At 61.1% G+C, this 15,361-nt stretch carries 14 protein-coding genes; 11 read left to right on the forward strand and 3 right to left on the reverse strand.

All coding sequences use genetic code 11. From position 1 onward, the window contains the following. Positions 1-136: 136 nt before the first annotated feature. The 11 genes from AC1DQR_RS15150 to tssJ all read left to right on the forward strand — a co-directional run bounded on the left by AC1DQR_RS15150 (position 137) and on the right by tssJ (position 12,242). Positions 137-379 carry a hypothetical protein gene (locus tag AC1DQR_RS15150; RefSeq protein ID WP_477133266.1) on the forward strand — a complete coding sequence of 81 codons (243 nt, stop codon included), beginning with the start codon at positions 137-139 and terminating at the stop codon, positions 377-379. Continuing rightward, entirely contained in the window at positions 376-1,071 is a 696-nt protein-coding gene (locus tag AC1DQR_RS15155; protein ID WP_416052949.1) for a hypothetical protein, read from the forward strand. The genes AC1DQR_RS15150 and AC1DQR_RS15155 overlap by 4 nt, the downstream gene beginning before the upstream one ends. A 604-nt stretch (positions 1,072-1,675) precedes the next feature. Then, a complete protein-coding gene (locus AC1DQR_RS15160; RefSeq protein WP_477133267.1) occupies positions 1,676-1,990 on the forward strand; it encodes a hypothetical protein in 315 nt (104 codons plus the stop codon). Between the two features lie 561 nt (positions 1,991-2,551). Further along, positions 2,552-3,247: a hypothetical protein gene (locus AC1DQR_RS15165; protein WP_477133268.1), complete on the forward strand. Its 696-nt coding sequence runs from the start codon at positions 2,552-2,554 to the stop codon at positions 3,245-3,247. Between the two features lie 122 nt (positions 3,248-3,369). Next, entirely contained in the window at positions 3,370-3,849 is a 480-nt protein-coding gene (locus AC1DQR_RS15170) for a hypothetical protein (protein ID WP_477133269.1), read from the forward strand. Beyond that, the gene (locus tag AC1DQR_RS15175) at positions 3,846-4,679 is read left to right on the forward strand and encodes a hypothetical protein (RefSeq protein WP_477133270.1); all 834 of its coding nucleotides are present in this window, start codon (positions 3,846-3,848) and stop codon (positions 4,677-4,679) included. Before AC1DQR_RS15170 ends, AC1DQR_RS15175 begins: the two co-directional genes overlap by 4 nt. Positions 4,680-4,681: 2 nt before the next feature. Further along, a complete protein-coding gene (locus AC1DQR_RS15180) occupies positions 4,682-4,945 on the forward strand; it encodes a PAAR domain-containing protein (RefSeq protein WP_477133271.1) in 264 nt (87 codons plus the stop codon). Then, a complete protein-coding gene (locus tag AC1DQR_RS15185) occupies positions 4,897-6,291 on the forward strand; it encodes a hypothetical protein (protein ID WP_477133272.1) in 1,395 nt (464 codons plus the stop codon). The genes AC1DQR_RS15180 and AC1DQR_RS15185 overlap by 49 nt, the downstream gene beginning before the upstream one ends. Then, positions 6,272-9,874: an ImcF-related family protein gene (locus AC1DQR_RS15190; RefSeq protein ID WP_477133273.1), complete on the forward strand. Its 3,603-nt coding sequence runs from the start codon at positions 6,272-6,274 to the stop codon at positions 9,872-9,874. The genes AC1DQR_RS15185 and AC1DQR_RS15190 overlap by 20 nt, the downstream gene beginning before the upstream one ends. Continuing rightward, positions 9,871-11,673: a type VI secretion system baseplate subunit TssF gene (gene tssF, locus AC1DQR_RS15195; RefSeq protein ID WP_477133274.1), complete on the forward strand. Its 1,803-nt coding sequence runs from the start codon at positions 9,871-9,873 to the stop codon at positions 11,671-11,673. Before AC1DQR_RS15190 ends, tssF begins: the two co-directional genes overlap by 4 nt. Further along, positions 11,673-12,242, forward strand: coding sequence for a type VI secretion system lipoprotein TssJ (gene tssJ, locus AC1DQR_RS15200; protein WP_477133275.1), 570 nt, complete (start codon positions 11,673-11,675; stop codon positions 12,240-12,242). Before tssF ends, tssJ begins: the two co-directional genes overlap by 1 nt. A gap of 22 nt (positions 12,243-12,264) precedes the next feature. Here the strand turns inward: tssJ and AC1DQR_RS15205 are convergent, their stop codons facing one another. The 3 genes from AC1DQR_RS15205 to AC1DQR_RS15215 form a co-directional block, all read right to left on the reverse strand. Then, positions 12,265-13,440, reverse strand: coding sequence for a CaiB/BaiF CoA transferase family protein (locus tag AC1DQR_RS15205; protein WP_477133276.1), 1,176 nt, complete (start codon positions 13,438-13,440; stop codon positions 12,265-12,267). Positions 13,441-13,502: 62 nt separating this feature from the next. Further along, positions 13,503-14,480 (reverse strand): Bug family tripartite tricarboxylate transporter substrate binding protein, encoded by a 978-nt coding sequence (locus tag AC1DQR_RS15210; RefSeq protein ID WP_477133277.1) that lies wholly within the window; start codon positions 14,478-14,480, stop codon positions 13,503-13,505. Positions 14,481-14,555: 75 nt separating this feature from the next. Next, positions 14,556-15,320, reverse strand: a complete 765-nt coding sequence (locus AC1DQR_RS15215) for an enoyl-CoA hydratase/isomerase family protein (protein WP_477133278.1) — start codon at positions 15,318-15,320, stop codon at positions 14,556-14,558. Between the last annotated feature and the right edge of the window lie 41 nt (positions 15,321-15,361).

Consider the following 15,361-nt stretch of genomic DNA (forward strand, 5'->3'; position numbering starts at 1 on the left):
GCATCGGCTCGCAAGCAACAGAAGTGGCGATCCGCGTAGGCGTGCTTAACCGCATGGCGGCTCTTGCACGCCCGAAGTCCGTCCACATCGTCTGAATTTCGGATCACAGGAGTCTCTGTGTTTTTAAGTCCGATTTATGCAACAACGCCACGTGGTGGCGGATTCAGCGGGCTATTTTTGGGCTAAAACTCGCATTAACCAGAAAGCGGACCACGGTTCAAGCGACGAGGATGTGCGTGCCTGCTATCTTCTGGTTGGTGGTGCAGGCGGTTTGCCAGAACGCAAGCAGTTTTTTCGCTATGCCAATTTTATTCTTGGTGATGGGGAGAGCATGCCCACGGCAGGGGGGCTGTTGCGCCAAACGGAGGATGATCAATGATTCGTCGCATTATCGCAGCATCCGGGCTGCTCTTATACTCGATAGCCTTTGCGCAATCGGCAACTGACGCAGCTCGTCTCCACAGCATCGGAACCAATCGTAGTTCCGCCAAAGTGGAGGAGCAATGTGGCATGTCATTGCATACTCCAGCTTTGAAAAGCGTCGCTGATCAAACGATCGGCTTCGGCTGCACCAGTTCATATAAAAATGGTGGCCATGCCGTCATGGCAATGAATTTTGACTACGATCCGAATTTCAACGCCCGTGGGGCCGATCACATTAGTTTCGTCGTCGAGGAGATTGGTATCGAAAAAAAGCTGGCTGCTAAAGGACACAGCGTATTCAGATTGAAGCCTGGTGATAGTCTGCCGATCCTGTCAATGGCTTCAGCATACAGAGAATCAGACTGCAATGAGCCGGTAATAAAAACTCAGGTGACACCTATTCAAGGCAGTAACTGGCACGGCTGGATTGCTGAAGAAACATTCGCCAAAGCGCGCGGACGTTGCAGGCCGACGAAGGAATATACATCACGCTATCGCTGCATTCACGTCATGGTTGGCAACGAAAAGATGACGGCCCAATTAGATGCCGTGTGTCTGCTACGCAAGCGCGAACTTAGCCTGGAAAATGGATTCAGTTACGACCTGTTTATGGAGATGCTTGGGACGCTCCATTTCATGGAGGAGTAAATTTAAAGTCAGGCTAATGATTGCCGGTGATTTCTCTGGATTGCCGTTAGGTCTATCTGCATTTTTGTAGCTGAGGCATCTAATGAATATGCCAACGTTGTTGATGTTGAATGTAGTAAATGGAATAGGATTGATCGTGCGTCGTGCGAGATATTATTAAGATTTCAGTGCCCTTTATGAGGTCCTATATTCGCATCGATGATGAATTATCAATTTGAAAAAGTATCGTTTGATGAAAATATTGACTCGACAGCGTTAGCCAGTGCGATCAGAAATGTCACGTTTTGTGTGAATGCACAGGCGGTTGGGTTTGACGAACGACTAAGGCTCACAAGACACGCGTATTCGTATCTTTCCGATATGGTCGATGGATTTTCAGTTGACTTCAAGCTGATAATGGATTGATTGATGAAATTATTATATTTGGCCGTGCTTGCGCTGATGTGTGCGGTTTCATCCCCCACCGCATTTTCGGAGTCGAGGTGTAATTTTGAGTTGCCTGAGAGCAGGGAATTTAAATTTAAGATGATTTCTAATTGCTATTATGAAATAGAAAACCACACTAATTATGGTGGGGATAATTATCTCTCCCTTGATGATAGGCATGGCATTGATATCCGTGATATCAGATGCTGACAGATTATACTTGGATGATGGGAGGTACTATTTTTCATACGAAGAAATCGATGGCCAGAATTTTACTCGACACCAGATAGAAAATTATCCGGCTCGGCACGTATTTGTCAGTGGAATGGAGGGGTATATAGGTGAGTGGGTCGGATTTATGCAGATGCTGCCTAAATACAAGAGGAATGACGGCTATTCACTGACCGCAAAATGCGTATCAATTGCGCTGGGCGATAAAAAAAATGTCCTGACAACAAAATTTTGCGCTCCAAATACATCATTCTGGGAATGATTTTATTAAAAAATATGAGGCTCTAATTTTGAAAGATAGGCTTGCCAAACAAGTAGGTCAGTAGAGAGTGATGACGTACAACCCATTGTGTTATGCACATCTTTTGCCCAATTTCCGAGCACATCGTTAGGAGGCGCATTGACAGAAGGGCTTCCGGGCTGCGGTGGCCGCACAGAGTGGTGCCCGGCGGCGTCGCTAACCGCGCGCGCGGTCCTTGGTTCTGGTTTGGCGCGGCGGGCTCGCCCAACGGCTTGCTCCTTCTCGCACTTGGCATTGCACGTGCTGGATACGAGCAATCACAGCTACCGCTGTGTTCACGTAATGGTTGGCAACGAGAAGATGACGGCCCAATCAGATGGCGTGTGTCTGCTACGCAAGCGCGAACTTAGCCTGGAAAATGGCTTCAGTTACGACCTTTTTATGGAAATGCTTGGGACGCTCCGTTTTATGGAGTAACCGAATTCAGAAATATTCGGAATTCATGATGAAAAATACTTCCGGAGATTTCTGGAAATATATGTGGGCAGACAATGCCTGCTCCACTGAGATAGGAAAGGATCCATGATTCGGCGCATTATCGCAGCATGCGGGCTGCTTTTATATTCGATGGCCTATGCGCAATCGGCAGCTGACGCGGCTCGTCTTCGCAGCATCGGAACTAATCGTACTTCTTCCAAAGTGGAGGAGCAATGTGGCATGTCATTGAGAACCCCGGCTTTGAAAAGCGTCTCTGATCAAGTGATTGGGTTCGGGTGCACAAGTTCATATAAAAACAAGGACTATGCCGTCATGGAAATGGATTTTCAATACGATCCGAACTTCGACCCCCGTGGGGGCGATAGCGTTGCCTTCATCGTCGAAGGGATCGGTATCGAAAGAAAGTTGACTGCTAAAGGCCACAGCGTATTCCGATTGAAACCCGGAGATAGCCTGCCGACGCTGGTGATGAGTTCAGCATACCAAACATCAAACTGCGGTGACCCGGCAATAAAAACCGAGGTAAGGCCGATCCAGGGCAGTAACTGGCATGGCTGGATCGCTGAGGAAACCTTTGCCAAAGCACGTGGACGTTGCAAGCCAGAGAAGGAGTACACATCACGCTATCGCTGCGTTCATGTCATGGTTGGCAACGACAAGATGACGGCCCAATTAGATGCCGTGTGCCTGCTACGCAAGCGCGAGCTTAGCCTGGAAAATGGCTTCAGTTACGACCTGTTTATGGAAATGATTGGGACGCTCCGTTTCATGGAGGAGTAACTGTGAAAGTCGGGTGTGTACGGCGTTTATGCAGACGGCGTTTGGAAATACCTATGGGAAGGCAATTTTTACTCTTGGTCGCCCCAGTATTCGGCTCAGCATAAAAAAAAGAATTGATGACCATGCGCATGATCGATAGATTGCTCCTCGTTCCGTTGATTTTGGCTTCCTGTGGCGTTTTTGCGGAAGATTCGACAATCGCATTCGCGCCGACTCCCGCTACGAGGGCCGTCTTGAGAGTCGACGGTCATTCAGTAACCTTCGATATTGTGGACCTTGAGAAAGGGGTTCATCGTGGAAAAATTGACCTCGAAACGGAAAACCCCATTCATATCGCCATTGATGATTACAGCTTCGATGGTCGGAATGGGTTTTCCATTTGGTCTGTCGATGAGGGGATGGGTGTTTATACAATTCATAGGGTTTTTCTTTATTCAATTGGCCAATCTACGTTTGTGGAGGCGTACCCGGCGTGTGGGGGTCAGTTTATCAACCTGAAGGTTGATAAAAAGAGGAGGCGGATTATTAGTATGTACTATGAAGAAAATATCCCAAGGCTGTGTAAGACGCGTCTGCCGGAAGTCGGAAACCGAATGCCATGATGGGGTTTTCATCAAGGCAGATAAATGATCTGAGGCGGGCAATGCGAAACCGTATTCGAAGGGGCGAAAAACGGGGAAGTGGCGATGAGAAATCGATAGTCGCCTCAGGCGTGTTTGGGCGACGGGGCTCACGTGGCAGGGGGACGATCGCCATGGGCAACGTGTCGCTTCCGGGTAAGGATGGCAAGCTGATTGCGATACGTTATCGACGCGTCGCTATTTTGTTTTTGATGTGGATGTGTGGGCTTTCTTGTGCTGAATCGATCACAGATAGGGATTTCAGTATCGAGATAAATTCTGAGCCGGGGATTGTTATAAAAGGGTCCGGCTTTCGGAATCGTTGCTTGGTCGAAAAAAAGCCGCTTGGTATAAGGCTGAGTTCTGACCGGGAATTGGTGATTGTGTCGGGGACTTCATATATTCCAGTGGATAAATTGATGGGATGTAAGCCAGATGTGGTCGTTCGCGCAAAGAAGGCGGCTCCTCATGTCGGATTTTTATCAGGCGTAAATCTGCGGGCTGGCATTTATGCATCTCTTGTTCCTGTTTCCTTGAGCCCGATGAATTTCCTGGTGGTTGTTGCGAAAATCGGTAGCGATAAAAATATCGTTAATTTACCTGGTTTTTATACGTCTGGCATGCGTTCGTCAAAAATGCGGAGGGAAGCATCTCCAAATGTCTTGCCAGTGATTTCGCTCGACGGTCGTTATGTTTCTCTTGATTTGCATAGTTGTGGATCTAGTGAATACGTTGACGTTGTTGACATTAAATCGGGTAAATGGACTCGGATTGAACGTGCGTCGTGCGAGAAATCATTCAACTTTCAGTGATTATGATGAGATCCCCTATTCGCGTCGGTGATGCATTGGAAAACGGCGGTTCCGTAACGACCGCCTCGTCGGAAATGATGTTCATGGGCCGGCTTCTGGCGTGCCTCGGTGACGAGGCACTCTGTGCGCGGCATGGGAGGACGACGATTGCCGAGGGCAACGCCTCGTTTCCCGGCAAGGGCGGGAGGCCGGTCGCCATGCACCATCACCGCTGCGCGTGCGGCTGCCGGCTGCTTTCGTCGCTGCAAAACGTGAATATCGCCTGACGATGGCGGTCGATCTGGCAGCGGTGGGCTTGCCGAGCGCCTACCCCGCGAACAAGCCGCGCCTTGTGCCGTGGCTTATCGGCTGGGTGCTGTGCTGCGGGATTGGTGGCGCGGCAGCGCTGTTGCTGTGGCCGGCGGGCACGCCCGCGCGCGGCCCGTGGTTCTGGTTCAGCGTGGTGGGCCTGCCCAATGGCTTGTTTCTTTTCACGCTTGGCATTGCGCGTGCCGGATACGAAGCGATCTGGTTCCGGGCGCATTACCGGAACATGCACCGGCGTCAATGGCTGAGTCACCGCGTGCGCTATGCGCAGCAGCCATTGCAGGTACTCGGTATTGGGTATTGCCTGCCGCTCAAGAGCGAGCCGCTTTCGGCGGCCCTGGCCGGGACGATGACCTTGATGGAGGCGCAGTCGCCCCGCACTGGTTCCGGAACGATCGTGCATAGCCGGTTTGCAGATGACGATCCGCTGTTTGCGGAGCCGAACGAAGAGGAGCCGGTGCCGTTGACGGATGAAGACATGGCGGACGTTGCCGGACGGCGGCTGAGCGTTGCGCCCGCGCCCACGCGTGAGCAAATTCCGCCCCTCGTGCGGATGCTTGCGCAGACCCTCGACACGCTCGGCCCAAGCCTGCATGCGTTGTCGCAGTACGGCGCGACTTATGCGCCCGCCGTGCGTGTGCTCGCGTCCGCCGAGTGCGCCGATATTCGTGTGCAACAGGTCCGCCACGCCCTGCGGATTGCCGGATTGCCTGCGCTTGAGTGCATGGCGGTGCCGGCCGGCAATGGCCTGCTCGTAGCCGATGCGTGGCTCGACGCTGGCGAGAAGCGGCCGCTGCTGGTGATTGCCGCGCGGTGGCACGATGCGCCGCCCGCTGGCAGTACCGAAGGCGGCGTCGCCGTACTGCTCGGTCCTGGTGTGTTTCAGCTACCTGAGCCGGTCAAGGTCATGGGGACCCTGCACCGGCCCGTGGCAGGCGAGCTGGATGCGCTCGCTGATGTGCTGGCGAACGCCGTGATGTGGGGCAACGCCGAAGCCCCGGCCGTCCATCCCGCCTGGATCAGCGGGCTGGACGCCGCGCACGATACGGCTCTGCTGTCTGCACTCGGCAGCGCTTCGCTGAGTGGCGTCACCAAGCTGGAAACGCAGCGCCGGCCCGATAGCGTCATCGGTCACGCGGGCGCGGCAGGCGGCTGGCTGTCGATTGCCGCCGCCGTTGAGTCGGGGACTGCCGGCCCGCACCTGATCCTTCACACGCCCGAGCACACGCAAACCGCACAGGCCGCCATCCTTTACGTGAGCCCCACAACCGATCCCACTTCGCCGTATGACGAATCCAACGAATAACCTCAAGGCACTGGCACCGCGCGACGACTCCTCCGGTGCCTCCGGCTCGCTCGCCACCTGGGGGCTGGTGGTGGCCGCCGTCGCGTTGGCCGCACTTGCGCTCGGTCTGGTCTGGCTCAAGGGCGATCAGTTCTATGTGCCGACGCTGGACGCCAAAAAGACGGCCTCGATCTGGATTCTCGCGGTACTGGCTGGGGTCTTGATCCTGCATCCCGTCGCACTGGGACTTGGCGCATACAGCGTGGCAGGCCGGCTTTTTCGCCGGGAGACCGGCAGCCGGCAGGAGGCCATCAAGGGCACCTCCGCGCTCAAACGTGATGCGCGCCTGCAGTACCTGTGCGAAGACCTGCGTGCCTCGCACGGCTGGTTCTGGCGCTACCGGCTGCCGTGGCTGCTGGTGAGCGGCAGCGATACGCTGGTCGACACCGTAGCCCCCGGCCTCAAGCAGGCGGGCGTGATGCATATCGCCGATGCCATTCTCGTGCACGCGGCGCCCGACGGCATGGATGCGGGGCTGTGGCGCAAACAGGTCAGGCAGTTGAGACGCAGGCGTCCGGTCGACGCCGTGGTGCAGGTGGTGCGCACGGGTGAGGGCATCCGGCCCGACGCCGAGCTTGCACGCACGCTCTCGACCATCGCAACCGAGCTCGGCTGGGCCGCGCCCGTGACGTTCCTGCATCCCGTGCCGACGACCGGCCGCCAACCCGAGACGTTCCAGGCCATCGGCGCCTTCCTGACGGGTTCATGCCACCGTCGTGCTCCGGGGCCTGCCAATGCACTGAACGACCAGCTTACGATGCTTGAACAGCGCACGGGGACGATTGGCGTGCCACTGTGCTACGAGTCGACGCGCATGCCGTACCTCGCGCAGGTATCGCAGTACATCGGCGGGCAACGCGAGCGGATCGTGGCCAGTTGGGATGCGTTGATGGCCTCGAAGTGGCTTCGCGCACCGCTGCAAGGCGTGATGTTCGCGCCGGTGTTTGCCGCGAGCCAGCAGGTTGCGGTACCGGTTCTGACGCCGGCCATGGCCGCGTCGGCTGAAGCGGCCCGGCCTGACGTCTCCGGCATGGCGCTGCGTGAGCAGCCGGCCTCGCTGCGGCCCACGTGGCAGGAGATTGGCCGCAGCCAGCGCCGGCATCGCGGCAGGCGCATCGGCTTTTACTGGCCGAACGCGCTCGCCGCGCTTGTCACCGTGGCAGCGATCGGCTGGTGCGTGGCGATGACAATCTCGTTTGCCGGCAACCTGCAAGGCATCCGGCAGGCGCGGGCGAGCGCCGATGCAGCCGACGCAACCGTTGCGGCTGCGCCCGGCAGCCCGGCTGCCCTGCGCGCGCAACTCGCGCTGCAGCAGCGCATTGAGATGCTGGAGCATCGGCAGCAGCATGGCGCGCCGTGGCATCTGCGTGCGGGCCTGAACCGCAATGACGCGATGCTCGATGAGCTGTGGCAGTCGTACAGGACGGTCGCCGAGCGCAACCTGCAGCGCCCGGTCGTGCAGACCCTCCGGGCCACGCTCACCGATCTCGCGCAGACGCGCGCCGATGCGTTGCAGAGTCACGATGCGCAGCGGCGCGGCTATGACGCGCTCAAGGGGTACCTGATGCTGGCGGAACCGCGCCGCACCGATCCCGCGTTCCTGACCGGGCTGATCGTCTCCGCATGGCCCGCACCGGCTGTGATGCCGGCCGGCGAGTGGCTGGACACGTCGCAGCGGCTCGCCAGCTTCTACGCAGCCCACCTCAAGGCGCACCCGGAATGGCGCGTCAACGCGTCCGATACCCTCGTGGCCGAGGCGCGCAACACACTCGTCAACCAGATTGGCCTCGCGAACGCCGACGACACGGTCTACCAGAACGTGCTGGATGACGTGCGGGGCAAGTACGCGGATGCATCGCTCGCGACGCTACTCAACGGCACGGACGCGCGTGGGCTCTTCACCACGACGCGCACGGTGCCGGGCGTCTTTACGCGCGCGGCGTGGGACGGCATGATCGCCGAGTCGATCGACAAGGCCGCTCGCGAACGGTGCGTGCATGGGGACTGGGTGCTGGCGAACGGGGGGGCGGCACAGTCGGCGGACGCGGCCGTCGTGCAGGGGGCCGTGACGACGAGCGCACGGCAGGAGCAACGCGCCACCGACGATCTCAAGGCGCGGCTGACCGAGCGCTATTTTGCGGAATACACGGCCGCATGGCAGGGCATGCTCAACAGCATTCAGTGGCAGCCGGCGGCGAACCTGAACGATGCGATCGACCAGCTCACCCGGCTGACGGACGCGCAGACGTCACCGCTGATCGCGCTGATGCGGTCCGTGCAGTATCAGGCACAGGCGGGTCGTCCGCAGCAGGCGCTGGCCGACACACTGGTGCGCAAGGCGCAAAGCCTGATCGGCGGCGATGGCAAGGCCCAGGCCCCCGCCGTCCATCCTCTGGACAAGGCATTTGGGCCGCTGCTCGCGCTGATGGGCGACAGTAGCGGCAGTACTAGCGCTGGCAGCGGAGATGGTCACGGCGGGAATGCCGCCAGTGCCGCCACGACGCTGAACGGGGTGAGCCTCGCGCGCTACCTGACGGTTGCCACCACGATGCGCCTGAAGCTCCAGCAGGTGGCGGCGAGTCCCGATGCGCAGGCGATGGCCCGCTCGCTAGCGCAGGCCGTGTTCCAGGGGAAGCTCTCGGAACTCGCACAGGCAAAGGATGACGCAGCGCTCACCGCCGCGAGCCTGGGCACGCAGTGGTCGGGCTTTGGCGACGCGCTGTTTGCGCGACCGCTGGACACGGCCTGGCAGACGATCCTGCAGCCGGCCGCCGCGAGCCTGAACGAGGCGTGGCGCGTGAGCGTCGCTGCACCGTTTGCGACCACCTTCAGCGGCCGCTATCCGTTCTTCGATACGAATGCCGATGCGTCGTTCGCCGAACTGGGGCGCTACGTGCGGTTCGACACGGGACTGATCGCGCGCTTCATCACGACGCAACTGGCCGGCGTGCTCAAGCCGCAAGGCGACCAGTGGGTGCCCAATGAACTGGCGCCGCAGGCGTTGCAGTTCGATCCCGCGTTCCTCGCCGCGATCCGGCAGTTGTCCACGCTCGGTGCCCAGATGTACGTGCAGGGCGATGCGGGATACCGCTTCGAGATCATGGCATTGCCGACCCCGAACGTCACGCGTTCGGCGCTGTCCGTCGACGGCAAGCAGATCGTCTACTTCAATCAGCGCGAAGCGTATACGCCGCTCGCGTGGCCCGGCAATGGCCTGAACGGCCACGCGGGCTTGACGTGGCAGTCGGTCAATGCCGGCACGCGCCAGGCGTTCGAGTCGACCGGCGACTGGGCCTTCCTGCGTCTGCTGGCGAAGGCCGAGGTCAAGCCGCTCGACAGCACGCGCTATGCACTCACGTGGAAGGCGTTGGACAAAGATGCGGACAGCGAGCCGCTGCGCTACGTGCTGCGCACGCAGGTTGGCGCGGGTCCGCTGGATCTGCTCAAGCTGCGCGACTTCAGGATGCCAGAGCGCGTCTTTATCGTCGGCAACGCCGGGACGGCGCCGGTTCTGCCTCCTTTGCGACCGGAGATGACACCATGAGTGACGAAGACAATCCGCTGCTGAAATATTACGAAGCGGAGATGCGCTATCTGGGCGAGGCGAGCAGGGAGTTCGCCGCGGCGCAGCCCGATGCGGCGCGCCGGCTGGGCCTGACGCGCCTGGGTGAGCGCGAAGGCAGCGTGGAACAGCTCTACCAGGGCTTTGCGTTCCTGATGGCGCGGATGCGCGCGAAGCTCGATGACGCGCTGCCGGAAATCACCGACCCGCTGATCGACAACCTGTGGCCGCACGCCGGGCGCACGATTCCGTCGCTGGCGATCCTCGAATGCGTGCCGCGCGCGGGCGAGGCACGCGTGCTCGGCACACTGCCCGCGGGCACTCAAGTGCGCTCAAGCCCGGTCGGCCCCGAGGGCACCGTATGCGCGTACCGCACCACCCAGCCCGTGCGCCTGCTGCCGCTCGAGCTGGTGGAGGCAGGCCCAGCGGTGCGCGCCGACGGCCGCAGGGTGATCCGCATCGCGTTCGAACTGCCGCATTTTGACCAGCGCCCGCTCGATGACCTGGCGCGCATCCGCTTGTACCTGCATGGCGACCGGCCGACCGCCTCGGCGCTATATGCGGCGTTGACGCGCCAGGTCGACGCGATTGCAGTGCGCATGGCGCGGATCCATGATGGGCGCCCGCAGCCCCTGCCGCGCATGAGGTTCGAGGTGGCGGGCTTCGGTCCTGAGACGCGGCTCTGGCCGTCTGACCACGAGCGGCGCAACCGGGAGCTGGATCGCGAGCAGACGATGCTCGAGTACTTCACGTTCCCCGAGAAGTTCCATTTCGTGGACCTGTGCGGCTTCGATGCGGCGAGCGTGCCTCCGGGCGAAACGCGTATCGAATTCGAGGTCCTGCTCAAAGGGCCGCTCGCTGGCGACGTCGCGTTTGGCACCAGCAACCTCCGGCTCTTCTGCACACCGGTGATCAACCTGTTCGAGATCGATGCGCAGCCGCTGCAGCCCAACGCGCACGATCGCGACTACCTGGTGCGCGCGCCGGACGCCGACGGCGCGCACATCGAACCCTACGATGCGCTGTCGGTTGCCGCTACCGACCTGAACAGTGCGGAGCAGCACGCCTACCGGCCCTTCAAGGCATTCCAGCACCGCGGTGGCATGCTGCGGCACGAGGCGCCCGAACGGTATTTCCATGCATCGCTGGGCTTTGGTGTGACCGGAGGCCGCCAAATGTGGATCACGCTGGGCGGCAACGTATGGGACAAACTCGGGGACGCCCCCGGCAGCCCGCCCGATACGCACGTGAAAGTGCGCGTGCTGGCGAACAACGGCACGTTGCCGCGCACGGCGCTGCGCGAGTCGACGATCACCACGCTCGCATCGGGCGCGGGGGACGTCGGCAGCGTTCGCAACCTGACGCGGCCCACGCTGCCGCTCTATCCGCCGAGAGACAGGCAATACCCGTGGCAGGTCATGTCGCACTTCTCCGGTCACGAGTTCAATGCACTGGACACGGATGTGCTGCGCGGCGTGCTTGCCCTGTACGACTGGACCGGGCGGGACGACAACGCGAAGCGCATCGCGGCGATCCGGCGCGTCAGGCTCGACCAGCGGGGCGTCCTGCGCAAAGGGGGCATGCTGCGGGAGTTCGCCATTCATGTGGAGATTGATCCGGCGGCCTTCGCCGGCCCAGGCGACGTGGTGCTGTTTGGGGACGTGCTGAGTCACTTCGTGGGGCGCTACGCCAGTCTTCACTATTCGGTGCGGCTCGTGCTGGTCGCGAACGGCAAGGAGACTGCGTATCCCGCCACCGAATTCACAGGGTCGGGGTTCTGATGGCAGTGAAATACGTGACGTACATGACGGACCTGGCGCACTTGACATTGCGATGGGTGCGGCGATCTGCGGTCTCGCTGGGGCTGACAGGAGTGGTCATGGTGCTGGCTGGCTGCGGTGCCTGGCATGCGGTCAAGGACACGACGGTGGCGGCGACAAGCGCGGTTTTCGTCGCGAAGGTCAAGCAGATGAACCTAGTGATCGTGAGCCGCAGCGCGCTGAATCAGGATGCGCGCGGCGTGTCGTTGCCGGTCGTGCTGCGTATCTACCAGTTGACGGACGCCAAGGCGTTTGAAGCGGCCACCTACGCGCAACTGCTCGAAGGTGCCGGCGACCCGCTGAAAACGGATAGCCTCGGCCGCACGGAAGTGACGCTTGGCCCCGCCGCAACGGTCGGGCTGTCGGAGCCGATGGCTGATGATGCGCAATACGTCGGCGTCGTTGCGTTTTTCCGTGATCAGTCGGGCGCCGAATGGCAACTGGTGATTCCGAAAGTGCGATGGAAGAAGGGCGATCCGGTAAAGCTCGCTGTCACGGACAACCGGCTCGAACTTGAGCCAACGCATTGAACGCTTTGAAGTAGATCCCGCTTCAGCCTACCTCGGCCTGCTGGCCAAACTCCTCCAGCAGGCTTGCGCGATGCTCGTCCAGCCTGGGCGAGCGCCGGAAGCGGCTCGCGCCTGCCTGGCTGCCGATCTTGATCGGGTTGCCGGCCAGGGTGATCGGGCGGTCCTCGCCGATGCTGGCTTGCAGCAGCATGCCGCGCGCTTGCACGTGCGGGTCCTGCACGATGTCGGCCACGCTTTGCAGCGGGCCGTGCGGCACGCCGGCGCCTTCCAGCGTGGCCGACCAGGTGGCGCTGTCCGTATCAGCCAGGCGCGCTTCCATGCAAGTCTTGAGTTCGGCGTGGTGCTGGTTGCGCGCCACCACGGTGGCAAAGCGCGGGTCGGCAGCCAGTTCCGGCAGGCCTAGCGCGGCGCATAGTTTCCGGAACAGGGTGTCGTTGCCCGCCGCAATCACGATGAAGCCGTCAGCGGTCTTGAACATGTCGAACGGCGTGATGGAGGGATGGCGCGTGCCCAGCGGCGCGGGCACGGCGCCGGTGGCGGAGTGGCGCGCGATGGCGTTTTCCAGCAGCGCGACCTGGCAATCGAGCATGCCGATATCGACGCGTTCGCCAAGCCCTGTGCGGCTGCGCTTGAGTAGCGCGGACTGAATACCAATGGCGGCATAGAGTCCCGCGCCAAGATCGCCGATGGACACGCCGACCCGCACCGGGTCGCCGCCGGTCTGGCCGGTCACACTCATCAGGCCGCCCATTGCCTGCACCACCATGTCGTAGGCGGGCCGGTCGCGGTAGGGGCCGGTCTGGCCGAAGCCGGAGATCGAGGCATAGACCAGGCGCGGGTTAGCCGCATGCAGGGCCTCCCAGGTAAAGCCAAGCTTTTCCATCACGCCGGCACGGAAGTTCTCCACCAGCACATCGGCGCCGGCGATCATCGCCGCCAGGACTTCACGGTCGCGCGGGGATTTCAGGTCGAGCGCGATGGATTCCTTGTTGCGGTTGACCGAGGCGAAGTACGCCGACTCGCCATCCACGAACGGGCCTACATGCCGGGAGTCGTCGCCGCCTGCGGGGTTCTCAATCTTGATCACGCGCGCGCCGAGGTCGGCCAGCATCATGGTGCAGTAGGGACCGGCCAGCACACGGGTCAGGTCCACCACGGTAAAGCCCGCGAGCGGGAGGTTTGCGGCATTGCGATTCATGGAAATCCTTTTGAGCCGGGAGGCCCCGGGTACATCGAACGAGTGCAGGAAGGGCGTGCGGCTTAATCGATCCTGGCGCCGCTGCTCAGAGTCAGGTCTGCCACGGTCTTGCCTTCGCGCTGCGCGAACTGCCGGAACTCCGCGGGCGATGCGGACGGCGAGACTTCCTCGCCGCGGCCGGCCAGCCTGGCCCGCAATTCCGGCTTGGCCAGTGCCCTGGCCGAAGCGGCGAAGAGTTTCTCGATCACGGCGGGCGGCGTTTGCGCCGGGGCAAACAGGCCGTACCAGTTGGTCACGTCGTAGCCTTTGATGCCGGCTTCGGCAATGGTTGGATAGTTCGGCAGCACGGAAGAGCGCTTGGCGGAGGTGACGGCAATGCCGACCACCTTGCCGGTGTCGATCATGGCCTGCACGGAGGCCGGCGTGGCAAAGGTGAACTGCGCGTCGCCGGCGGCCACCGCCTGTGCGGACGGCGCGCCGCCCTTGTAGGGCACGTGGGTAAGCTGGACGTCGGCCAGCTTGGTGAACTGCACGCCGGCCAGGTGCGTGATCACGCCGTTGCCGGAAGACGAGTAGTTGAGCGCGCCGGGGTGCTGGCGGGCTTTCGCCAGCAGGTTGGCCACGCTGGTGATGCCGGATTCCTTGTTGGCCGCCAGCAGCAGCGGCGAGACGGTCAGCCGCGTGATGGGCGCAAAGTCCGTGGGCTCGTAGCGGATGTTCTTGTAGAGCACCTTGTCGCCGCCCATCAGGCTGGCCGAGGCGATATACAGGGTGTAGCCATCGGCCGGCGCCTTGGCCACGGTCTCGGCGGCAATGGTGGTGCCCGCGCCAGGCTTGTTGTCGACGATAACCGGCTGCCCGAGTTCCTTGGAGAGCGCGTCGCCATACAGCCGCGCCACGTTGTCGGCGCCGCCGCCAGCGGGGAAGCCGATCACCACGCGGATCGGCTTGATTGGGAAAGCGTCCGCCGCCAGCGCGGGGCCGGCCAGAGCGGATGCGGACGCTAGCAGGAACAGCAGGGTTGGGTGCCGCTTGATCATCGTTGTCTCCGGGTTTTGTTTTTTGCTTTCTGTGTTCCGTGTTCCGTGTTCCGTGTTCTGCTTTCCGCGGCGCGCCTACCTGCCGGTGAATACCGCGGCGCGTTTCTCGCGCCAGGCGGCCGCGCCCTCGCACAAATCCTCCGACGCCCCGGCCCGTGCGATCTCGCGTTCTAGCGCGGCTGTGTCCAGCGCGCCGCGCGCGATCTGGTTCAGGGCCTGCTTCATGCCCAGCAGGGCAATGGGCGCCATGCCGGCGAGCGTGGCGCTGAGCGCGTCGACGCGATGCGCCAGGGTGTCGGCCGCGACGATCTCGGTCAGGAAGCCCACCTTGAGCATTTCATCCGCATCGAGCCGGTCAGCCGTCAGGAAGAGGCGCTTGGCGGTGTCCACGCCCAGCCGGCTGACATAGCGCTCCAGCCCGCCCCGGTAGAAATGCAGGCCGAGCCTGGCCGCTGGCATGAACATGTCGCATTGGGGCACGCCCACGCGGAAGTCGCAGGCCAGGCACAGATCCGTGGCGCCGCCATAGACGCCGCCGTTGACCGCCGCGATGGTGACCGGGCGAGCGGCTTCGATCAGGTCGATCATCTCGCCGAAGGCTGGCGCCCCCGCCTCGTCGGCGTTGGCCAGCGCGCCGATGTCGTAGCCGCTGCAGAAATACTTGCCGGTACCGGTGAAGCGCAGAACCAAAACACTCTCCATCGCATTGATGGAGTTGATATGCTCGCGAAGTACCAGCAAATCGCGCGGACTTAGCCGATTCGCCACTTCGGGGCGTTCAAAGGTGATGGTTGCAACGCTTCCATCGATGCTGAGCCGGGGTTCACCGTGTGTTTGCATATAAGATTGATGTTTAGATATATTGAGGTCGATTCTAGATA

The sequence above is a fragment of the Cupriavidus sp. 05L411 genome, assembly GCF_056398045.1.